Raw genomic sequence first — 21,091 nt, forward strand, 5'->3', positions numbered from 1 at the left:
CATCTGAAGTCGCCCCTGCAGGTGCGGCGGGGCGCCGCCAGGTATGCTGCGCCCACAACCACAACAAAGGAGCCTCCGATGAAAATCGTCAGCCGAGACCGCTGGTTCGAGGTGGAGCACCTCTACGACGGCGTCAGCCTCATCAGCGAGCCCTACGTGCGGCCCTTCTACCGCTGCAACCTCTGGCACATCCAGGGGCGCGACCGCGACGTGCTGGTGGACTCCGGCTCCGGCCTGGTCAGCCTGCGCGAGCAGCTGCCCTGGCTCACCCAGCGCCCGCTGCTGGCCGTGGCCAGCCACACCCATTTCGACCACATCGCCGGCCACCACGAGTTCGACGAACGCCTGGTGCACCCCGCCGAGGCCGACATCCTCGCCCGCCCCGACGGCGACAACACCCTGGCCCGCGCCTTCGTCGACGACGCCATGTTCGAGGCCCACCCCGACTGCCCACTGTGCTACGCCGAGTACCGGGTCAAGGCGGCGCCGGCCACCCGGTTGATCGAGGAAGGCGACGTCCTCGACCTGGGCGACCGCGTGCTGGAGGTGCTGCACACCCCCGGTCATTCCCCCGGCGGCATCAGCCTCTGGGAGGCCCGCACCGGCACCCTGTTCAGCGGCGACATCATCTACGACGGCCCGCTGATCGAGGACGCCTACCACTCCAACCTCGACGACTACGCCCGCAGCCTGGCGCGTCTGCGCGAGCTGCCGGTGCGTACCGTGCACGGTGGCCACTTCCCCAGCTTCTCCGGCGAGCGCCTGAATACGCTGATCGACGACTGGTTCGCGCAACACGATTGATCCTGCCCGGGCGCCGTCCTGGCGCCCGACCCGCCCTCGGCGGCCCGCCACGCCTGACTTATCCCTTATTTGAATAAGAATATTTATTCAAATTCCTTCACAGAATAAGACACAGCGCCTAAAACGGCTCCAGCAGGCCGTCACTGTCCGCCGGGCAACAGCCGCTCCACTGCCCGCCAGGCAACAGCGCATCAACAGTTCGCTGGCCTGGCAGCAGCACCGCCCAGCGCCATGGCCTACCAACTCATTGATAAATAAAGCTTTACCGAACTGGAACGGGACTTGCTGAACCCCTGGCTCCCACAGCACGCCAAAGGAACACCAACCATGAGCACTGCCCTCAACGTCGTCGCCGTCTCCGGTGGAGCCTACCGCCCGTCCCGCACCCTGGTGCTCACCGAAGCCCTGGTCGCCGCCCTGGGCGAACGCCTGGAGTTCAACGCCCGCATCATCGAACTGGGCGACATCGCCCGCCCCGTCGGCGGCGCCCTGTCCCGCAAGGAACTGCCGGACGACGTGGAAGCGCAACTGCGCGCCATCGAGCAGGCCGACCTGCTGGTAGTGGCCGCACCGGTGTACCGCGGCTCCTACCCCGGCCAGTTCAAGCACCTGTTCGACCTCATCGACCTGAACGCCCTGATCGACACCCCGGTGCTGCTGGCCGCCACCGGCGGCAGCGAACGCCACGCCCTGGTGCTGGATCACCAGCTGCGCCCGCTGTTCAGCTTCTTCCAGGCCCTGACCCTGCCCATCGGCGTCTACGCCAGCGAGGCCGACTTCCAGGACTACCGCATCACCAGCGCCCCGCTGCAGGCCCGCATCGAGCTGGCCGCCGAACGTGCCGCCGACCTGCTGCACAGCACCGCCGCCGGCAGCCGCCCGCTGCGCAAGATCGCCTGAGCCAGCGGGACGACACCATGAGCGCCCATCCGCAAACCACCGTCCTCGACCCGCTGCTGAGCGCCCGCCAGCTCGCCGCGCAGTTCGCCGAAAGCGCCGTCGAGCGCGACGCCCAAGGCGGCACGCCCAAGGCCGAACGCGACGCGCTGCGTGCCAGCGGCCTGCTGGGCCTCGCCATTCCCCGCCAGTACGGCGGCCTCGGCGCCAGCTGGAGCGAGACCCTGGCCGTCACCCGCGAATTCGCCCGGGTCGACAGTTCCATCGCCCACGTGTTCGGCTTCCAGCACCTGATGCTCGCCACCGTGCGGCTGTTCTCGCGGCCCGAACAATGGCAACCCTGGTTCGAACAGACCGCCCGCAAGAACTGGTTCTGGGGCAATGCCCTCAACCCCCTGGACACCCGCACCCTGGTCAAGCGCTTCGACGGCTGGTGCGAATTCTCCGGCAAGAAGAGCTTCTGCTCCGGCGCCAGCGACTCCGAGATGCTGATCGCCTCCGCCGTCGACGAAGGCAACGGCGGCAAGCTGCTGATCGCCGCCATCCCCAGCGGGCGCACCGGCATCACCCTGCACGGCGACTGGGACAACATCGGCCAGCGCCAGACCGACAGCGGCAGCGCCACCTTCGAGCGGGTGCGCGTGGAGCAGCACGAACTGCTGCTCGACCCGGGCCCGCTGAGCACGCCGTTCGCCTGCCTGCGCCCGCTGATCGCCCAGCTGCACTTCGCCAACCTGTTCCTCGGCATTGCCGAAGGCGCCTTCGACGAGGCCCGCCAGTACACCCTGCACGAGAGCCGCCCCTGGTTCCGCTCCAGCGCCCGCCACAGCGGCGAGGACCCGTACGTCCTGCGCCACTACGGCGAATTCTGGGTCGGCCTGGAGAGCACCCGCCTGCTGGTGGAGCGCGCCGCCGAGCAGTTGGATGCAGCCTGGGCCAAGGAACACGCCCTGAACGCCGAGGAGCGCGCGCGCCTGGCCCTGGCCATCGGCACCGCCAAGGTCGCGGCGACCCGCAACGGCCTCGACATCTGCAACCGCCTGTTCGAAGTCACCGGCGCCCGGGCCACCCACGCCTCCCTGCGCTTCGACCGGCACTGGCGCAACCTGCGCACCCAGACGCTGCACGACCCCGTGGACTACCGCATCCACGAGCTGGGCGACTGGGCGCTCAACGGCACGCGCCCCACTCCGTCCTTCTACTCGTAAGGCAAGCCCATGCACCTGCTGACCCTCCCCCCGTCCCCGACACTGGCCACCTCGATCCGGGCGACCGCACAGGTCTTCGAAGACCCGCGCTCCCAGGCCCTGCTCGCCCACCTGCAACAGGTCGCCCCCAGCGAGGCGAGCGTGCTGATCATCGGCGAGACCGGAACGGGCAAGGAGCTGGTCGCGCGCCACGTGCACAACCTCAGCGGCCGGCGCAACGGCCCCTTCGTCGCGGTGAACTGCGGCGCCTTCTCCGAATCCCTGGTGGAGGCCGAGCTGTTCGGCCACGAGAAAGGTGCCTTCACCGGCGCCCTGGCCGCCAAGGCCGGGTGGTTCGAGGAGGCCAACGGCGGCACCCTGTTCCTCGACGAGATCGGCGACCTGCCGATGCCCATCCAGGTCAAGCTGCTGCGCGTGCTGCAGGAGCGCGAAGTGGTCCGCCTCGGCTCACGCAAGAGCATCCCCATCAACGTGCGGGTGCTGGCGGCCACCAACGTGCACCTGGAGAAGGCCATCAACGCCGGGCACTTCCGCGAGGACCTCTACTACCGGCTGAACGTGGTCAGCCTGCAGCTGCACCCGCTGCGCGAGCGGCCCGGCGACATCCTGCCGCTGGCCCGTCACTTCGTCGCCGAGTACAGCCGGCGCCTGGGCTACAGCGACGTCACCCTCAGCGAGGACGCCGCCCGCCGGCTGGCCAGCTACGACTGGCCGGGCAACATCCGCGAGCTGGAAAACGTCATCCACCACACCCTGCTGATCTGCCGCGACAGGCTGATCCGTGCCGAGGACCTGCACCTGTCCAACCTGCGCATCGAGCGCCCGGACGACAGCCGGCCCCGCGAGGAAAGCGCCGACGACCTGCTGCTGCGGGCCTTCGAGCGCCTGTTCGAGGAGCAGAGCGGCGCCCTCCACGAGAAGGTCGAAGACGCCCTGCTGCGCGCCGCCTACCGCTTCTGCCACCACAACCAGGTGCACACCGCCAGCCTGCTGGGGCTGTCGCGCAACATCACCCGCGCGCACCTCATCCGCATCGGCGAGCTGGTGGTGAACAAGCGCCGACCGGCCCAGAGCGCCCAGGGCGGACGGGTCATCAACCTGTCGATCTGAATTCCAACGACAACGACGCCACGCGTGCACCCAACGCCCTGACGGGCAACGACGATGGCAACGAGGACAACACCATGAGTCTGGATATCTTCTGGTTCCTGCCGACTTCCGGCGACACCCGCTACCTGGGCCACTCCGCCAGCGGCCGCCCGGCCACCAATGCCTACATGCGACAGATCGCCGTGGCGGCGGACCAGCTGGGCTACGACGGCCTGCTGATCCCCACCGGCGCCAGCTGCCTGGACCCCTGGGTGACCGCCGCCAGCCTGGTGCCGGTGACCCAGCGCATCAAGCTGCTGGTGGCCTTGCGCACCTCCCTCGGCAACCCCACCGCCTCGGCCCGCCAGGCCGCCACCCTGGACCAGGCCAGCGGCGGGCGCCTGCTGCTCAACGTGGTGCCCGGCGGCGACGCCACCGAGCTGGAAGCCGACGGCGTGTTCCTCGCCCACGACGAGCGCTACGCCGCCTCCGACGAGTTCCTCAGCATCTGGCGACGCCTGCTGCAGGGCGAAACGGTGGACTTCGACGGCCAGCACCTCAAGGTCAAGGGCGCCCAGAACTTCTTCCCGCCGGTGCAGCAGCCCTACCCGCCGCTGTACTTCGGTGGCTCCTCCCCCGCCGCCCACGAGCTGGCGGCCAAGCATGTGGACGCCTACCTGACCTGGGGCGAGCCGCCGGCGGCCGTCGCCGAGAAGATCGCCGACGTGCGCGCCCGCGCCGCTCGTCATGGCCGCAGCGTACGCTTCGGCGTGCGCCTGCACGTGATCGTGCGGGAGACCAACGCCGCCGCCTGGGCTGCCGCCGACGAGCTGATCAGCCACCTGGACGACGCCACCATCGCGGCCGCCCAGGCCAACTACGCGCGGATGGACTCCGAAGGCCAGCGACGCATGGCCGCGCTGCACGGCGGCGACCGCAACAAGCTGGAAGTGGCGCCCAACCTCTGGGCCGGCGTCGGCCTGGTGCGCGGCGGCGCCGGCACCGCCCTGGTGGGCGACCCCGAGACGGTGGCCGCGCACCTGCTGGAGTATGCGCAGCTGGGCGTGGACAGCTTCGTGCTGTCCGGCTACCCGCACCTGGAAGAGGCCTACCGCTTCGCCGAGCTGGTGTTCCCGCTGCTGCCCGGCAAGGGCAAGGTCACGGTGGACGGTGCCTTCACCGGCGGCGCCTTCGACATTCGCGCCGGCAAGGAGAACGTCGCGTGAAGATCATCGACATGCGCTGCCGCCCGGCCTACCTGCACCCCTTCTTCGGCGGGGCGCCGGGCACGCCGGAACATGACACGGCCCGCTGGCTGAACCGCCGCGTGGGCACGCGGGGTGCGGACAACCACTTCGAGCGCTCGCTCACGCCCGAGGGCTTCCTCGCCGAGGTGCGCGACGCCGGGTTGTACCGCGCCGTGGTGGTGGGCCGGCATACCCCCTCCCAGCATCTGCCCAACGAACGCATCCAGGTCATCGTCCAGGGGCACGAGGCTCTGATCGGCATCGGTTCGGTGGAGCCGGCCCTGCAGGGCATCGACGCGGCGCTGGCAGAGGTGGACCGCGCGGTGGACCAGTTGGGCCTGGCCGGCATCGACCTGGAGCCGGGGTTCGGCGACCCCGCCCGGCACCCGGACGATCCGCTGTACTGGCCGCTCTACGAGCACCTGCAGGCGCGCGGCATCCCGCTGTTCCTGATGAGCGGGCCGACCACGCCGGACCCGGCCTACAACGACCCCGGACGGCTGGCAGCCGTGGCCCGGGCCTTCCCGCAGCTGCCCATCGTGGTCTACCACGGCTACTGGCCCAACGTGCAGCAGGCCCTGGGCGTGGCCTTCCGCTACCCGAACATCCACCTGGTGCCGGACATGTACCTGTTCCTGCCCGGCAGTGAAGGCTACGTGCAGGCGGCCAACGGCTTCCTCGCCGACCAGCTGCTGTTCGGCTCCTCCTACACCTTCCGGCCGATCCGCCAGAGCATCGAGGATGCCCAGCGCCTGGGCCTGCGGGACGAGGTGCTGGAGAAGTTCTTCCACGGCAACGCCGCGCGCCTGTTCAAGCTCTGATGACCCCGGGCCGCCGTTGGCGGCCCATACCTAGTTGCTGGCCAGCCCCAGCAGTTCTTCGCGGCGCTCCGGCTCACGGGTGCGGGGCGAGAGCCAGATGTCGAAGAAGGCCCGGGCGAAGGCGCGGTCGTCGACGGCGTGGGTGAGCCGGTCGCCGAAGTAGAAGCGCGCGCCCTGCCCCGGCAGGAATACCCCGGTGATGCGCTGCCCCGGCTGCACGTCGACGAAGGCCTGGCGCATCTGCTCGGCCCAGGCCTGCAACTGTGCCTCGCTGACCCGATCCCCCGCCGTCCGGCGGATTTCCTTGAGGCTGGCGGCCACCAGGTCATCGCGCTCGATAGTGCGGTGGTAGGTGAGCTCCAGGGCGAACGGCGCGTCCGCCGCCAGCGGCGCCGTTGGCGACCACAGGCGGGCGCTGTAGAGGCGGAAGCCGAAGAAGCTGTAGTCCGCACTGCCCACCAGGCGCGCCTCGGGCAGGGCTTGGCGCCAGTCGGCCTGGGCCAGGCCGGTAGCAGTCAACAGGCAGCAGGCCAGCATGGCCCGGCGAAAGAAAGGATGCATGGCGTCACTCCGGTTAGGTGACGGCCAATATTGTACAAACTGACTATTTGTACAAGAACAACCGATCAACGCGGCAGCGCCTCCCGGCGCCGCCGCCCTGTGATCAGGCCACGGCCCTGGACTCGCGCTCGGCGGCGGCCTCGGCCTCCAGCTCGCGAACCAGTGGCAGCACGTGCTGGCCGAAGTACTCCACCTCCTCCTGGAAGTGCAGGAAGCCGGAGAGGATCAGGTCCACCCCCACGGCCTTGAGGGCGAGGATGCGCTCGGCGATCTGCCGGGGCGTCCCGATCAGGTTGGTCTTGAAGCCGTCGTTGTACTGCACCAGGTCCTCGAAGGTGGACTTGGCCCAGTTGCCTTCGCGCTCCGGGCTGGCCGCGCCGGCGTGCTTCACCTCGGCACCGAAGGCGTTGACCGCCTCGGGGTTGGCCTTGTCGATGATCTCCTGCAGCACCGCGCGGGCCTCCTCCTCGGTGTCGCGGGCGATGATGAAGGCGTTCACCCCGATCTTCACGCTGTGCCCGTTGGCGGCGGCCTTGGCGCGGATGTCGTCCACCTGGGCCTTGATCCCCTCCACCGTGTTGCCGTTGGTGAAGTACCAGTCCGACACCCGGGCCGCCATGTCCCGCGCGGCTCGCGAACTGCCGCCCTGGAAGATTTCCGGGTGCGGTTGCTGCAGCGGCTTGGGCTTCAGGCTGTAGTCGCGGAAGCGGTAGAAATCGCCGTTGAAGGTGAAGCTGTCCTCGGTCCAGATGCCCTTCAGCGCGCGGATGAACTCCTCGGAGCGGCGGTAGCGTTCGTCGTGGTCCAGCCAGGGCTCGCCGATGGCGTGGAATTCGCCCCGGAACCAGCCGGACACCACGTTGATGGCGATGCGCCCGCCGGTGAGCTGGTCGATGGTCGCCAGTTGCTTGGCCGCCAGGGTCGGGTTCCAGGGCCCTGGCAGGATGGCCGCGATCACCTTGAGCTTGTCGGTCGCCGCCAGCAGTGCATGGCTGATGGCCACCGACTCATGCTGGTACTCGGCGCCGTAGCCGGCGGTGAAGCGGATCTGCGACAGCGCGTACTCGAAGCCGGCCGCCTCGGCCGTGCGGGCCAGGGTGCGGTTGTAGTCGATGTCCCAGCGGGTGCGCTGCTCGATGGTGCTGACGACGAGGCCGCCGCTGACGTTGGGGACCCAGTAGGCGAACTTGATCGGTTGCTGGCTCATGGCTTCTCTCCTGTGCGAACGGACGGATGGCCGCACCGGCGGCCAGTTGCACAGGGTCTTCAGCAGCAACCATGCCAGGATAAAAAAGCCTTTACGAACAATGAGTTATATCAATCAGCAGACAGCGGGCGGCTGCCCGGACGAGGACAACCTGCTGATGCACTGTTGCCCGGCCAACAGCCTTTCGGCCGTCAGCCACGCGCAGGCAGCCGCCCGGCGCGAGGGCACCGGGGGTGGCTGGGTCATGTCATGACGGCGCGGGCAGAACGCCCCGCGCCAGGTTCACGGACGGTGCTGGCGCCGGGCCTCGGCCAGGCGACGCTGCTCGTCACTGCGGACAGGGATGGGTTGCAGGCGCGGGCGCTCGATCAGCCCAAGGGTCACGGACAACTGCCAGGCGAAACGGCTCAGCCAAGCTTTCATGGTCCCCTCCTCATCAGGACAGGCGGCGGAAGGATTCCGCTGCCAATTACAGCGTAGACCTGCCCCGGAAAGGGCGAACTGCGCTGAATCAAAATTTACAGGAGCCGGTCAGACGCCAGGAGCGGCCAGCGTAGGAAGCCGACTAACGGAGCCCGCCGGACGGAACCGCCTCGGCGCCACAGCACGCGGCGGGAAACGGGCCAGGGAACGGTTCGCCGCGCGCATAGCCGGCCATGATGATGGCCAGGAACAGCACGGCCACCGCGCTGAACAGCACATGAGGGCGCCTCTAAAAACGTAGGCGAGGCCGTCAGCGCAAGGCAAAAACAGGCGAAAAAGCGCAGTTTACGTGCAGTAAATGAGCATTTTTAGCCTGTTTTTAACGCAGCGATGACAACGCAGGTAGTTTTTTGGGGTGCCCTTGAGGGGGTTGGGCTCGCCCACGGCCGGTCCTTCGAGGTCAGGGAGCAACACAGGATCGACCGGCACCACGGGCAAGGGTTCAAGCATTTTTCACCGACGCGGGACGGCCACCGACCTGACGGACGGTCGCCACCGCAGGGTCAGCCGCGCGCCGCCACCGCGCGCTGGTTGGACGCCAGGATGTTGTCCGGCTCCAGCGCCCGGCCCGCCTCCACCGCCGCCAGCCAGTCCTGGGTGCTGGCCACGGCGCCGAAGCCGGCATGCAGCACCACGGTGACCACCCGATGGATCTCCTCGGCGGTGACCGAACCGGCGGCGTTGGCGTAGGGCAGCGAGCCGGTGGCGTCGTTCAGCAGCTCCACCGTCCAGCCCTCGTGGGCAGCCTGGCGCACCGTGGAGTCGTCGCAGTGGTGGGTCATGTAGCCGACCACCGTGAGGGTGTCCACGCCACGGGCACGCAGCCAGTCACCCAGGCCGGTGCCGTACAGGGCGCTGGCCTCTTCCTTGTCCACCAGCAGGTCATGGGGGCGACGGGCGATCTCCGGGTGCAGTTCGGCGGTGGCGCTGCCACGGGCGAAGATCGGCGTGCCCTCCGGGGTCAGGTGCCGCACCACCACCACCGGGATGCCGGCGGCGTGGGCCGCATCCATGGCGCGGGTGATGTTGGGCAGCGACTGGCTCACCGGCGGGTACTCGATCAGCAGGCTGCCGTTGAAGTACTCGTTCTGCACGTCGATGACGATCAGGGCGCGTTTCGGGGACTGGGACATCAGGGTTTCCTCGCAAGCTCAGGCAGTGAAGGTGGCGAGGATTGTTGGCCAGCCCCCTGCGACGCACGAGTGGCCCAGTTGCCAAGTTCCGCTAAGATCGGGCCAAGCCAACCGGAGCCCCTCCATGCCAGCCCCCGTGATCGCCGTGGTCGCCTTCGACCACATCAGCCCCTTCCACCTGTCCGTGCCCTGCCTGGTATTCGGCGAGATGCAGCCCGATGCGCCGCCCTTCGAGCTGCGCGTCTGCGCGGCGGAAGACGGCCCGCTGCGCACCAGCGCCGGTTTCCAGATCAGCGTCAGCCACGGCCTGGAAGCCCTGGAGGATGCCCACACGGTGATCGTGCCCAGTTGGCGCGACCCCGACGAACGCCCGCCGCAGCCCCTGCTGGATGCGCTGCTCGCCGCCCACCAGCGCGGCGCCCGCCTGGTGGGGCTGTGCCTGGGGGCTTACGTGCTGGCCGAAACCGGGCTGCTCAACGGCCAGCGCGCCACCACCCACTGGGCCTGGGCGCGGGACTTCAGCGCCCGCTACCCGGCCGTCAACGTGGACCCGGACGTGCTCTACCTGGAAGCCGGCAACCTGCTCACCTCCGCCGGCACCGCCGCCGGGCTCGACTGCTGCCTGCACCTGCTGCGCCAGCACTGCGGCGCCGAACGGGCCAACCGCGTGGCCCGGTTGCTGGTGGTGGCGCCCCACCGCCAGGGTGGCCAGGCGCAGTTCATCGAACAGCCGCTGCCCGCCAGCGCCCGCGATGACCGCCTCGCCGGGCTGCTCGACTGGGTGCGCGCCAACCTGCGCGAACCCCACAGCCTGGACAGCCTGGCCGAGCGCGCGCTGATGAGCCGGCGCAGCTTCACCCGGCACTTCCGCCAGCTCACCGGCACCACCCTGGGTGACTGGCTGCTGGCCGAGCGCCTGGCCCTGACCCAGCGCCTGCTGGAGAACACCGACCAGAGCGTGGAGCAGATCGCCACCCTCACCGGCTTCGGCTCGCCCGCCTCCCTGCGGCACCACTTCGGTCGTCACTTCGGCGTCTCGCCGTCGGCCTGGCGACAGAGCTTCCAGGGGAGCGCTTCGTAGCAGCGCGGCCGGCATCCCCGGGCTGAAGCCCGGGCTACGGTCACGCCTGGGGTTTGGGCTGCAGGTCCATCAGCTCGATCCAGGCCTTCAGGTTCGCCCCCAGCATGCCCTTGCGCCACATCAGCCAGGTGGTGGCGGTAGCGAAGGGTTCGGCCAGCGGGTGAATCGTCACCGCCTCGCGCCCCGGCATGCTCTGCAGCATGGAGCGCGGCATCAGCGCCACTCCGCCACCGGCCACCACACAGGCCAGCATGCTGTGGTAGGACTCGATCTCCATCACCCGGCCCATGGCCACCCGCGACTCGGCGAACCAGCGCTCCAGACGCTTGCGGTAGGAACAGCGCGAGCGAAAGGTGTAGACCGCCGCCCCCGCCACGTCCGCCGCGCTGGTCACCGGCCCATGGCCGAGGGCGGTGATCAGCACCAGCGCCTCGTCGAACAGCGGGATGCCGTCCAGGTCGGCGTATTCCAACGGGCCGTCCACCAGCGCCGCGTCCAGTCGCCCGGCCACCAGCCCCTCCACCAGTTCGCCGCTGGGCTGCGTCTGCACCTGCAGGTTCACTGCCGGCCAGGCCCGGTGGTAGCGCGCCAGCATCGGCGGCAGGTGGATGGCCGCCGTGCTGTACATCGAGCCGATGAGGAAGTCCCCCGCCGGCTCGCCGACCTTGATCGCCGCCTCCGCCTCGGCCTGCAGGGCGAACAGCCGCTCGGCATAGCCCAGCAGCACCTTGCCCGAGGCCGACAGCTGCAGGCGCTGGCGCTCCCGCAGGAACAGGTCCACGCCCAACTGCTCTTCCAGTTGCCGCAGCCGCGTGGAGAGGTTCGACGGCACCCGGTTGAGGCGCTCCGCCGCGCGGGCGATGGAGCCGGATTCGGCCACCGCCTGGAAGATGCGCAACTGGCTGAATTCCATGGCATGCATTCTCTTTTGCTGAATGAGTTGTTCTTTATTATTCGTTTTTTATGAACACTGCAACGCCCTAGCATGGTCTTCCGATGTCCTGCATGGAGCCCTGCCATGGCCCCCTCGATCCGCATCCTCGCCAGCCTCCTGGCCCTCATCGCCGCCATGGGGATCGGCCGCTTCGCCCTGACCCCGCAGCTGCCGCACCTGATCGCCGAAGGCCAGGTGGACCTCACCGCCGCCGGCCTGGTAGCCGCCGCCAACTACCTCGGCTACCTGGTGGGTGCGCTGGACGCCCTGCGCGCCACCACCGCCCAGCGTGCCCGCCGACGCCTGTTCGGCGGGCTCTGGGTGGGCGTGGCGATCACCCTGGCCTCGGCCTGGGCCGAAGGCTTCTGGGCCCATGCCCTGTTGCGCTTCGCCGCCGGCGTCACCAGCGCCTGGGTGCTGGTGGTGGTGACCGGCCTGGCCGCCCAGGTGGCGGCAGACGCCGGCCGGCCGCGCCTGGGCGGGCTGATCTTCACCGGGCCCAGCCTGGGGGTGATCCTCACCGGCCTCATCGCCCTCGGCCTGAACCTGCAAGGAGCGGGTTCGGCCCAGGCCTGGCAGGCCTTCGGCAGCGTGGCGCTGGTGCTGGCGGCCATCGCCCACCCGTTGCTGCCGCGTCCGCGTGCCGCTTCGACAACTGGCGCGATGCAGGCCGGGCCGCGTCCGGCGGCCTTCTACCCGCTGCTGGTGGCCTACAGCCTGGTGGGGATGGGCTACATCCTGCCGGCCACCTTCCTTTCGCAGATGGCCGCCAGCCAGTTCCACGGGCACTGGCAGGCAGACCTGTTCTGGCCGGCCTTCGGCCTGGTGGCGACCCTGGGGGTGCTGCTGGTGAGCCTGCGCCGCCCCGGCATGGGCAGTACCGGCCGCTGGCTGGTGGGGGCGCTGTGGCTGCAAGCGCTTGGCGTGCTGGCCTGCCTGTTCCCGGGCATGACCGGGCTGGCCCTGGGCGTGGTGCTGTGCGGTGCACCTTTCCTCGCCAGCATGTTGCTGGTGATGCAGCGGGCGCGGGAAATCGACCCCCAGGGCCACGCCCGCAACGTCGGCCTGCTGACTGCCGGCTTCGCCCTCGGCCAGCTCAGTGGCCCGCTGCTGGCGGCCCTGAGCAGCCACTTCAGCGGCGGCCTGCGCCCGGCCCTGCTGCTGGCCGCCGGCGCCCTGCTGCTGGCGGGCGGGTTGATGCTGAAGGCGCGGGAAGCCGTGAAGGTGAACAGCGTTGCAACGTGCCGGGGTTGAGCCGCAGGGCCCGGGTGCCGCCTGACGGTCCCGGGCTGGAGCACGGGCTACGCGGGGAGTTCAGGATCAGCCGGGAAGGCCTCGCGCTCCTCCTCACGCAGGGTCAGCACGCGGAAGCCGGTCTCGGTGACCAGCACGGTGTGCTCGAACTGGGCGGAGAGGCTGCCGTCGCGGGTGATCACCGTCCAGCCGTCGGCCAGGGTGCGCACCTGGCGGCGGCCCTGGTTGATCATCGGTTCGATGGTGAAGGTCATGCCCGGTTCCAGGCGCAGCCCCTGGCCGGGCCGGCCGACATGCAGCACCTGCGGGCTTTCGTGCATCTGCCGGCCAATACCATGGCCGCAGAACTCCAGCACCACCGAGTAGCCCATGCGCTCGGCGTGGGTCTGGATGGCATGGCCGACGTCCCCCAGGGTCGCGCCCGGGCGCACCACGCGGATGGCGTCGTACAGGCACTCGCGGGTCACCCGCACCAGCCGCTTGGCGTCCTCGCTGATGCGGCCGACGGCGTACATCCGGCTGGTGTCGCCGTAGTAGCCGTTCTTGATGACGGTGACGTCCACGTTGACGATGTCGCCCTCCTTCAGCACCTCGCTGGCCGACGGCCAGCCGTGGCAGACCACGTGGTTCACCGAGGTGTTGACCGTGTACGGGTAGCCGTACTGGCCCTTGCTGCCGGGGATGGCGTCGAGGGTCTCGACGATGTAGCGCTCGCAGAAGGCGTCGATGTCCATCGTGGTGATGCCGGGCACGATGAACGCCTCCAGCGCCTCCAGCACCCGCGCGGCGAGCCGCCCGGCCACGGCCATGCGCGCGATCTCGTCGGCGGTCTTGATCGTCACCTTGCTCATTGCACCGCCTCTTCCGCTGCACCGGCGCTTTCCAGCTCGCGGGCCTCGCTCATCAGCCGGCGGATGATGTCGGCGTAGGTCAACTCGGGATGCGCCTCGGCGAGCATGCCGATGCGCATCCAGTGCTCGGCCTGGGCGTTGATGGAACGGGACATGGCCCGGCAGGCGACGCGGGCCTCCTCGTGCAGGGAATCCGAGATCTTGACGATGCCCATGGCAAACACTCCATATGCGAAATGCTACATAACATAGCACTTTGGATTGGCTCATGGGGTACATGCAACGATGAAGCGAGGGCAGTCTGGCGCAGCCAGACCCACCGCCTTCTGGTTCCGAAACTCGCCAGGCCAGGCGAACCAGGCGGCCTCGGCTGAACCCGCGAATCAACCACTCACCGAATGAAAAGGGCCGCATGGCGGCCCTTTTGCACAGCACTGCCCTGCTCAGGTCCCGGTCTTGATCTTGGTCCAGGTCCGCGTGCGGATGCGCTCCATCTTCGGCGGCAGCATTTCCACGGAGAACAGCTTGGCCTGCACCTCGGCCGGCGGGTACACGTTGGGGTTGTCCCGCAGCTCGGCCGATGTGAGCGCGTCGGCGGCCTGGTTGGGGTTGGCGTAGGCCACGTGATCGGAGATCGGCGCCACCACCTCCGGCTGCAGCAGGTAGTTGAGGAAGGCGTGGGCCTGCTCGACGTTCTGCGCGTCCTTGGGGATGGCCAGCACGTCGAACCAGGCGGCGGTGCCCTCCTTGGGAATGCGGTACTCCACCTTCACCCCGTTGCCGGCCTCGCGGGCGCGGGCGGCGGCCTGCATGGCGCCACCGGACCAGGCCAGGGCCACGCACACCTCGCCGTTGGCCAGGTCGCTGACGAACTTGGAGGAGCTGAAGTAGCGCACGCTCGGGCGCAGCTTCTCCAGCAGCGCTTCGGCCTTCTTGTAGTCCTCCGGGTTGCGGCTGTTGGGCGGCAGGCCGAGGTAGTGCAGCACCTCGGGAATCACCTCGGTGGGCGAGTCGAGGAAGGCCACACCGCACTGCTTGAGCTTGGCCAGGTTGTCGGGGTTGAAGATCAGGTCCCAGGAGTCCACCGGGGCGTTGTCGCCGAGCACCGCCTTCACCTTGTCGACGTTGTAGGCGATGCCGTTGGTGCCCCACATGTAGGGCATCACGTACTGGTTGCCCGGGTCCTTGGCGGCCAGCACCTTGAGCAGCGCCGGGTTGAGGTTCTTCCAGTTGGGCAGCTTGCTCTTGTCCAGCGGCTGGAACACGCCGGCCTTCATGTAGTTGGGCAGGAAGCCGTCGCTGGGCACCACCAGGTCATAGCCGGAGTGGCCGGACAACAGCTTGGCCTCCAGCACCTCGTTGCTGTCGTAGACGTCGTACTTGGGCTGGATGCCACTGGCCTTGTGGAAGTTCTCCAGGGTGTCGGGGGCGATGTAGTCGAACCAGTTGTAGATGCGCACCACAGGCTCGGCGGCCACGGCATTCAGCGAGGCGCCCAGGAGGGCGCCGGCGAGCAGCAGGCGGGCGCTCATCGGGCAGCCCCTTCGTAGCCCTGCAGCACGTTCACCGCGTTGACGCCGATGGCCTCGACGGCGTAGCCGCCTTCCATGATGAACAGCGTGGGCAAGCCGAGGGCGGCGATGCGCTGGCCCATGCGCAGGTAGTCCGGCGAATCCAGCTTGAACTGGGAGATGGGGTCGTCCTTGTAGGTGTCCACGCCGAGGGAGATCACCAGTGCGTCCGGGGCGTAGGCGGCGATGCGCTGGCAGGCATCCTCCAGCGCGGCGGACCACCCGTCCCAGGCGGTGCCATGGGGCAGCGGGTAGTTGACGTTGAAGCCCTCCCCCGCGCCCTCGCCGCGCTCGTCGGCATGGCCGAGGAAGTAGGGGTACTCCACCAGCGGGTCGCCGTGGATGGAGGCGAACAGCACGTCGTTGCGGGTGTAGAACAGCTCCTGGGTGCCGTTGCCGTGGTGGTAGTCCACGTCGAGGATGGCGACCCGCTTGGCGCCCTGGTCGAGGAAGGCCTGGGTGACGATGGCGGCGTTGTTGAAGAAGCAGTAGCCCCCCATGAAGTCGCTGCCGGCGTGGTGGCCCGGCGGACGGCACAGGGCGAAGGCGGTGCGGGCGCCCTGGCGCATGTGGTCCTGGGCGGTCAGCGCTACCTGGGCGGAGCTGTACACGGCCTGCCAAGTGCCGGGGGTGATGGGCGCTTCGGTGTCGAAGCTGTAGTGGCCCAGCTCGCCCATCAGTGCGGTGGGGATGGGGCCGTCGCGACGCAGGCGACGGGCCGGGAAGGTGGTGGAGACCAGGTCGCCGCTGTGGCCTTCGGCCTCCCAGCGGGCCCAGGCGCCCTGGAGAAACTTCACGTAGCCGGCGTCATGCACACGGAGGATGGGGTCGAGACCGAAGTCGCGCGGCTCGATCACCTCGCCCAGCGCCTGCTGGCGCACGCGGGCGAGCACGGTGTCGGCGCGGCTGGGCATTTCGAAACAGGGCTGGAGCTTGCCGTCGACCAGTTCGGACTGGCCGAAGTGGAGGCGATGATCGTCGCTGTACACGGTCAGCATGGGGGCGTACCTCATAGGGTTCTTGTTGTTGGTGAGCCCGATTCTCGGCCGCCACCCCCGCTTTGAGCAGTGGGGGTAACGGCCAATAGGGGATCGAAATGGCCAACATGGCTGGCCACGTCAGGTCGGATATATCGTCACCGCGTGGATCGATGAGGCGCGATCCACCCTACGCCCCCCGGTACCGCTCGTAGGATGCGGTGAGCTCGGCGAACCGCATCGAACCCACGTCGCCCGGACAGCGATGGGCTTCGCACAGCTCAGCCCATCCTACGGTTGCCGCCGTAATACCCGTCTCGGGGCTGGGAGGATGTAGACCGCCATCACCACAGCCCCCCCTGAGCACCGTCCGTAGGATGCGGTGAGCTCGGCGAACCGCATCGAACCCGCGTCGCTCGGCCAACGATGGGCTTCGCACAGCTCAGCCCATCCTACGGTTGCCGTCGTAGCCCCATCGCCGGCCGGGTCGTGAGTCGTCAGCCTCGGAAGTGGCTGGGTGGCTGGCCGCTCCAGCGCTGGAAGGCGTGGCGGAGGCTGGCGGTTTCGCTGAAGCCGAGGATTTCGGCGATGCGGTAGATGGGCAGGTCGCCTTCGCGCAACAACGCCTTGGCCCGTTCGAAGCGCAATTCGTCGAGCAGTTGCTGGTAGCTGGTCTGCTGCTGGGCGAGGTGGCGGCGCAGGCTGCGGGTGGAGGTGTTCATGGCGCGGGCGAGTTCGTCGAGCCCGGGCGGGGTGGCGAGGCGCTGGGCCAGGAGGTCGCGCACCCGCTCCAGCCAGGCGCGGCGGGCGGCGAATTCAGCGTTCTGCCGGCGGCACTGTTCGAGCATTTCGCTGTGGGTGACCGGGTCGGCCAGGGGCAGCGGCCGGTCGAGCCAGGCGGCGGGGAAGCCGAACCCGCTGCGACCACGGGCGAAGCGCGGGGCGCGCTCGAATACGCGGCGGTAATAGGGCGCGGCTCCAGCCGGTTCGGGGTAGTCCAGCTCCAGGGCGGACACGGGCAGCGGCTGACCGAGCAGGTCGGCGCAGATGACCCGCAACGAGCCCAGGCACAGCTCGGTGTTGAACGGGCGCAGGGCTTCGTCCTCGCCGTAGCCGCTGGCCAGCAGCCAGGCCAGCTCGCCTTCGCGCTCCAGGCGCAGGTGGAAGTAGGTGCCGAGCAGCACGGGGTAGCCGAGACCGATGCGCAGGGCGTCGCCGAGGGTCGGGGCGGAGAGCAGTGCATAGCCCAGCAGGCCATAGGCGGAGATGCGGGTGCGCTGCCCCAGCTCCAGTCCGAGGGCGGGCGAGCCGGCCAGGCGCACGGCGTTGGCGAACACCTGCTGCTCCTGCCCGGGGTTGATCAGCCGACGCAGGTCGCGCAGGTCGTCGACAGTGATGCCGCTGCCCTCCAGCACGGCATCGGCCGCCACGCCGCGCTCGGCCATGCAGGCGACGGTGAGGGTGGACATGTGCAGGGAGTTGAGCCAGCTGGCGCGGGAGAAGAGGGTCTCGGCCATGGCATCAGGTTTCGCGGGGCAGGTGGGCGTACGGCATGCAGGCATTCCAGATGGGCTGGCGCTGTTCTGTATGCGTTTTCGCCGGGCAAGTCAAAGGGCCCGCCACGAAAAAGGGAGCCTGGCGGCTCCCTCTTCTGGCGGACCGGGCGGGGATCAGGAGAGGAAGCCACCGTCCACGTTCAGGGCCACGCCGGTGGTGTAGCTGGAGGCTGCGCTGGCGAGGTAGAGCACGGCGCCGGCCATTTCGCTCGGGTCGGCCACGCGCTTGAGCGGGATGCGCTGCAGGGCGACGTTGAGGATGGCGTCGTTCTTGGTCAGCGCCGAGGCGAACTTGGTGTCGGTCAGGCCCGGCAGCAGGGCGTTGCAGCGGATGCCGTACTGGGCGCATTCCTTGGCGAACACCTTGGTCATGCTGATGACGGCGGCCTTGGTGACGGAGTAGATGCCCTGGAATTCGCCGGGGGATACGCCGTTGATGGAGGCGACGTTGATGATGCTGCCGCCGCCGTTCTGCTTCATCAGCTTGCCGCCTTCGATGGACATGAAGTAGTAGCCGCGGATGTTGACGTCGACGGTCTTCTGGAAGGCCGACAGGTCGGTGTCCAGGACGTTGCAGAACTGCGGGTTGGTGGCGGCGTTGTTGACGAGGATGTCCAGGCGACCGAACTGCTCGCGGATCTGCGCGAAGACGTTCTGGATCTGCTCCATTTCGCCGATGTGGCAGGCGATGGCGGTGGCCTTGCCACCTTCGGCGACGATGGCATCGGCCACGGCCTGGCAGCCGTCGATCTTGCGGCTGGAGACGATCACATGGGCGCCCTGCTGGGCCAGCAGCTTGGCGATGGCTTCGCCGATGCCGCGGCTGGCGCCGGAAACGAAGGCGATCTTGCCGTCGAGGTCGAACAGTTGGGTCTTGGACATGGGGTTCCCCTTGTAGTGGTCCGGTTACAGCCGGGATTGGCCGATCACCTGGAGGCTCATCTGCTCCAGCAGCTTGTTCATGTGGATGAACTGGGCGAAGCGCTTGTCCTGGGTCTGGCCGTGGAAGAAGCGGTAGTAGATCTGCTGGACGATGCCGGCCAGGCGGAACAGGCCGTAGGTGTAGTAGAAGTCCAGGTTGTCGATGGGCGGCAGGCCGGCGCGCTCGGCGTAGTAGTCGGCGAACTCGCGGCGGGTGAGCATGCCCGGCAGGTGGCTGGGCTGGCGGCGCATGAGTTGCACCGGGGCCGGGTCCTTGGCTTCGATCCAGTAGGCCAGGGTGTTGCCCAGGTCCATCAGCGGGTCGCCGATGGTGGTCAGCTCCCAGTCCAGCACGCCGATGATCTTCAGCGGGTCGCTGGGGTCGAGGATGACGTTGTCGAAGCGGTAGTCGTTGTGGACGATACCGGGCTTGCCGTGGTCGGCGGGCATCTTGTCCTTGAGCCAGGCGCGAACCGCTTCCCAGGTCGGGGCGTCGGGCGTCATGGCCTTCTCGTAACGGTCGCTCCAGCCTTCGATCTGGCGGCGCACGTAACCGTCGGGCTTGCCGAGGTCGCCCAGGCCGCAGGCGTTGTAGTCGACGTTGTGCAGTTCGACGAAGCGGTCGATGAAGGTCTTGCACAGGGCGCGGGCACGGGTTTCGTCCAGGCCCAGCTCGGCCGGCGCATCAGCCCGCAGGATCACGCCCTTGACCCGCTCCATGACGTAGAACTCGGCGCCGATCACCGAATCGTCGGTGCAGTGCACGTAGGCCTTCGGGCAGTACGGGAAGCCGGCGTTGAGCTGGTTGAGGATGCGGAATTCGCGGCCCATGTCATGGGCGGACTTGGCCTTGTGCCCGAACGGCGGGCGACGCAGGACGAACTCCTGTTCGGGGTATTCCAGCAGGTAGGTCAGGTTCGAGGCGCCGCCGGGGAACTGGCTGATGCGCGGGGTGCCGCTGAGCCCGGGGATGTGCGCCTTGAGATACGGGTCGATGGCCGCGGCATCGAGCTCTTCGCCGTCGCGGATGCGGGTGGACTGATCTGTAAGCGTCATGCTTATCCCTTCTACTTATGATTAGGACCCATGATTATTCGCAAGCCTAATGCCGCCGAGGGGGCGCCTCAAGCACGAACAACCGTTATAGGCAGGCGTGTTGCCACTCGATCAGGCTGCCTGATTGGCCCGGTGCAGAGCCTTCCGGGCGAAAAAAAACCGGAGCCCAGGGACTCCGGTTTCGGGTGTTTCCGGTTCGGCCTCGCCGATCAGACCGGGAACAGCTCGCCGAGCTTCATGGCGAGCATCATGTCGCCTTCGGCGCGCAGCTTGCCGCCCATGAAGGCCTGCATGCCGTCGGTTTCACCGGTCATGATGCCGACCAGGGTCTCGGTGCTCATGATCAGGGTGACGTTGGGGTTCGGGGCATCGCCCTGCTGTACGTCGCAGGTGCCGTCCTTGACGACCAGGTAGTGGTTGTCGCCGTCTTCGATGTTGAACTGGAATACCAGGTCCAGGCCAGCGGCAGCACCGGCGTTGAACTTGGACTGCATGTTTTTGACGATGTCAGCAACGGTGGTCATGGTTCGATCCTTTGTTTTTCAGGTTTTATAACGGCCTTGCGGCCGGTGGGCCGGGCTCATCGGTAGGTGATGAGTTCCGGCGCCCTCAACAGCTCCAGATGCACATGACTGTTGAAGGAAGCCAGCGCCACATCCCGCCCCCGGAACTTCAGGCGCGAGAGGGAAGTATTGACGATCTGCCAGTTGAGCTCGAACGCCCGGTCGGCCGGCACGCCGGCCACCAGGTGGAGCAACGCGGTGATGGTGCCGCCGGAGGTGAACACGGCGATGTTCTGCTTGCTGTCCGCCCGCTCCAGCACCCGCTCCAGACCGCCGCGCACCTGGTCGACGAAATCGACCCAGCTCTGCAGCTGCGGGGCGTCGTAGTCGCCGGCCACCCAGCGCAATACCAGGCTGGAGAATAGCCGCTGGAACTCGGCACGGTTCTGCGCGGCGTTGCGCATGATGTGCAGCGCCTCGGGCTCCTGCTCCAGCACGCTGGGCAGCAGGGCGCGGATCACCGCATCGGCATCGAATTCATTGAAGGCGGGGTCGACGTCCACTTCGGGTGCGGCCAGGCCGGCGGCCCGCAGGCGCTCCAGGGCGGATTCGGCGGTGTGGCGCTGGCGCTGGAGGCTGCCGGCGACGCATCGATCCAGGCGCACGCCGAGGCGGGCGAAGTGCTCGCCGAGGACTTCGGCCTGGCGAACTCCGACGCAGGAAAGCACGTCGTAGTTATCGGCGCCAAAAGAGGCCTGGCCATGTCGGATCAGGTAGATGCTGCCCACGTACGCTGCCGTCCCGGGACGTTGAAAGTTTCGCGAGGTTATGGGGAAGCACAGGGGCTGTCAACGAAAAAACATACGCTTGTTTGAATGCATTCCCGCTGTTTATGACGCCGTTTTTCAGTTGCTGGTGGAGCCCTGCGCGGGGCGGG

At 68.3% G+C, this 21,091-nt stretch carries 23 protein-coding genes; 9 read left to right on the top strand and 14 right to left on the bottom strand.

Going from position 1 to position 21,091, the window contains the following annotated elements; all coding sequences use genetic code 11:
- The first annotated feature begins 78 nt into the window (after nt 1–78).
- The 6 genes from PotMrB4_RS18695 (at nt 79) to PotMrB4_RS18720 (ending at nt 6,066) form a co-directional block, all read left to right on the top strand.
- The gene (locus PotMrB4_RS18695; protein ID WP_044408401.1) at nt 79–804 is read left to right on the top strand and encodes an MBL fold metallo-hydrolase; all 726 of its coding nucleotides are present in this window, start codon (nt 79–81) and stop codon (nt 802–804) included.
- 327 nt (nt 805–1,131) lie between these two features.
- Complete coding sequence (gene msuE / locus PotMrB4_RS18700) at nt 1,132–1,704, top strand: FMN reductase (RefSeq protein ID WP_142007915.1); 573 nt, start codon at nt 1,132–1,134, stop codon at nt 1,702–1,704.
- Between the two features lie 17 nt (nt 1,705–1,721).
- The gene (locus PotMrB4_RS18705) at nt 1,722–2,909 is read left to right on the top strand and encodes an acyl-CoA dehydrogenase family protein (RefSeq protein ID WP_172434184.1); all 1,188 of its coding nucleotides are present in this window, start codon (nt 1,722–1,724) and stop codon (nt 2,907–2,909) included.
- A 9-nt stretch (nt 2,910–2,918) separates the two neighbouring features.
- Nucleotides 2,919–4,019, top strand: a complete 1,101-nt coding sequence (locus tag PotMrB4_RS18710) for a sigma-54 interaction domain-containing protein (RefSeq protein ID WP_074968354.1) — start codon at nt 2,919–2,921, stop codon at nt 4,017–4,019.
- Nucleotides 4,020–4,093: 74 nt separating this feature from the next.
- On the top strand, nt 4,094–5,224 hold the full coding sequence (gene ssuD / locus PotMrB4_RS18715) for an FMNH2-dependent alkanesulfonate monooxygenase (protein WP_172434185.1): 1,131 nt from the start codon (nt 4,094–4,096) through the stop codon (nt 5,222–5,224).
- Entirely contained in the window at nt 5,221–6,066 is an 846-nt protein-coding gene (locus tag PotMrB4_RS18720) for an amidohydrolase family protein (RefSeq protein WP_172434186.1), read from the top strand. The genes ssuD and PotMrB4_RS18720 overlap by 4 nt, the downstream gene beginning before the upstream one ends.
- A gap of 30 nt (nt 6,067–6,096) precedes the next feature.
- On the opposite strand, the gene PotMrB4_RS18725 is transcribed toward PotMrB4_RS18720, so the two are convergent.
- Both PotMrB4_RS18725 and sfnG read right to left on the bottom strand, forming a co-directional pair.
- Nucleotides 6,097–6,627, bottom strand: coding sequence for a chalcone isomerase family protein (locus tag PotMrB4_RS18725; protein ID WP_232060737.1), 531 nt, complete (start codon nt 6,625–6,627; stop codon nt 6,097–6,099).
- Between the two features lie 103 nt (nt 6,628–6,730).
- Nucleotides 6,731–7,834 carry a dimethylsulfone monooxygenase SfnG gene (gene sfnG / locus PotMrB4_RS18730; RefSeq protein ID WP_074968362.1) on the bottom strand — a complete coding sequence of 368 codons (1,104 nt, stop codon included), beginning with the start codon at nt 7,832–7,834 and terminating at the stop codon, nt 6,731–6,733.
- Between sfnG and PotMrB4_RS18735 the strand changes: the two genes are divergently transcribed.
- Nucleotides 7,833–8,087, top strand: a complete 255-nt coding sequence (locus tag PotMrB4_RS18735) for a hypothetical protein (protein WP_172434187.1) — start codon at nt 7,833–7,835, stop codon at nt 8,085–8,087. The genes sfnG and PotMrB4_RS18735 overlap by 2 nt on opposite strands.
- A gap of 29 nt (nt 8,088–8,116) precedes the next feature.
- Here PotMrB4_RS18735 and PotMrB4_RS18740 read toward each other — a convergent pair whose 3' ends face one another.
- Both PotMrB4_RS18740 and PotMrB4_RS18745 read right to left on the bottom strand, forming a co-directional pair.
- Nucleotides 8,117–8,257, bottom strand: coding sequence for a PA1414 family protein (locus PotMrB4_RS18740; RefSeq protein WP_172434188.1), 141 nt, complete (start codon nt 8,255–8,257; stop codon nt 8,117–8,119).
- A gap of 563 nt (nt 8,258–8,820) precedes the next feature.
- On the bottom strand, nt 8,821–9,453 hold the full coding sequence (locus tag PotMrB4_RS18745; protein WP_232060868.1) for a cysteine hydrolase family protein: 633 nt from the start codon (nt 9,451–9,453) through the stop codon (nt 8,821–8,823).
- Nucleotides 9,454–9,574: 121 nt separating this feature from the next.
- Here PotMrB4_RS18745 and PotMrB4_RS18750 point away from each other — a divergent pair, with 121 nt between their 5' ends.
- Complete coding sequence (locus PotMrB4_RS18750; RefSeq protein WP_172434189.1) at nt 9,575–10,531, top strand: GlxA family transcriptional regulator; 957 nt, start codon at nt 9,575–9,577, stop codon at nt 10,529–10,531.
- Between the two features lie 40 nt (nt 10,532–10,571).
- Here the strand turns inward: PotMrB4_RS18750 and ptrR are convergent, their stop codons facing one another.
- Nucleotides 10,572–11,444, bottom strand: a complete 873-nt coding sequence (gene ptrR / locus PotMrB4_RS18755) for a putrescine utilization regulator PtrR (RefSeq protein ID WP_160479221.1) — start codon at nt 11,442–11,444, stop codon at nt 10,572–10,574.
- A gap of 105 nt (nt 11,445–11,549) precedes the next feature.
- Here ptrR and PotMrB4_RS18760 point away from each other — a divergent pair, with 105 nt between their 5' ends.
- On the top strand, nt 11,550–12,719 hold the full coding sequence (locus PotMrB4_RS18760; RefSeq protein ID WP_172434190.1) for a YbfB/YjiJ family MFS transporter: 1,170 nt from the start codon (nt 11,550–11,552) through the stop codon (nt 12,717–12,719).
- Nucleotides 12,720–12,766: 47 nt separating this feature from the next.
- Here the strand turns inward: PotMrB4_RS18760 and map are convergent, their stop codons facing one another.
- The 9 genes from map to PotMrB4_RS18805 form a co-directional block, all read right to left on the bottom strand.
- Nucleotides 12,767–13,570 (bottom strand): type I methionyl aminopeptidase, encoded by an 804-nt coding sequence (gene map, locus PotMrB4_RS18765; protein ID WP_172434191.1) that lies wholly within the window; start codon nt 13,568–13,570, stop codon nt 12,767–12,769.
- Nucleotides 13,567–13,785 (bottom strand): ParD-like family protein, encoded by a 219-nt coding sequence (locus tag PotMrB4_RS18770; protein WP_107329892.1) that lies wholly within the window; start codon nt 13,783–13,785, stop codon nt 13,567–13,569. Before PotMrB4_RS18770 ends, map begins: the two co-directional genes overlap by 4 nt.
- Nucleotides 13,786–14,013: 228 nt before the next feature.
- Nucleotides 14,014–15,102 (bottom strand): extracellular solute-binding protein, encoded by a 1,089-nt coding sequence (locus PotMrB4_RS18775; protein ID WP_044408445.1) that lies wholly within the window; start codon nt 15,100–15,102, stop codon nt 14,014–14,016.
- A complete protein-coding gene (locus PotMrB4_RS18780; RefSeq protein WP_069566285.1) occupies nt 15,099–16,139 on the bottom strand; it encodes a histone deacetylase family protein in 1,041 nt (346 codons plus the stop codon). Before PotMrB4_RS18780 ends, PotMrB4_RS18775 begins: the two co-directional genes overlap by 4 nt.
- A 476-nt stretch (nt 16,140–16,615) precedes the next feature.
- Complete coding sequence (locus PotMrB4_RS18785; RefSeq protein ID WP_044408452.1) at nt 16,616–17,635, bottom strand: AraC family transcriptional regulator; 1,020 nt, start codon at nt 17,633–17,635, stop codon at nt 16,616–16,618.
- 153 nt (nt 17,636–17,788) lie between these two features.
- On the bottom strand, nt 17,789–18,556 hold the full coding sequence (locus tag PotMrB4_RS18790) for an SDR family oxidoreductase (protein WP_044408455.1): 768 nt from the start codon (nt 18,554–18,556) through the stop codon (nt 17,789–17,791).
- 24 nt (nt 18,557–18,580) lie between these two features.
- A complete protein-coding gene (locus PotMrB4_RS18795) occupies nt 18,581–19,651 on the bottom strand; it encodes a phosphotransferase family protein (protein WP_044408457.1) in 1,071 nt (356 codons plus the stop codon).
- A gap of 209 nt (nt 19,652–19,860) precedes the next feature.
- Nucleotides 19,861–20,175, bottom strand: coding sequence for an SCP2 sterol-binding domain-containing protein (locus PotMrB4_RS18800; protein ID WP_021221784.1), 315 nt, complete (start codon nt 20,173–20,175; stop codon nt 19,861–19,863).
- Between the two features lie 56 nt (nt 20,176–20,231).
- Nucleotides 20,232–20,942: a histidine phosphatase family protein gene (locus PotMrB4_RS18805; RefSeq protein ID WP_172434192.1), complete on the bottom strand. Its 711-nt coding sequence runs from the start codon at nt 20,940–20,942 to the stop codon at nt 20,232–20,234.
- Between the last annotated feature and the right edge of the window lie 149 nt (nt 20,943–21,091).

Source organism: Metapseudomonas otitidis (assembly GCF_011397855.1).
GTDB classification, from domain to species: Bacteria; Pseudomonadota; Gammaproteobacteria; order Pseudomonadales; family Pseudomonadaceae; genus Metapseudomonas; species Metapseudomonas otitidis.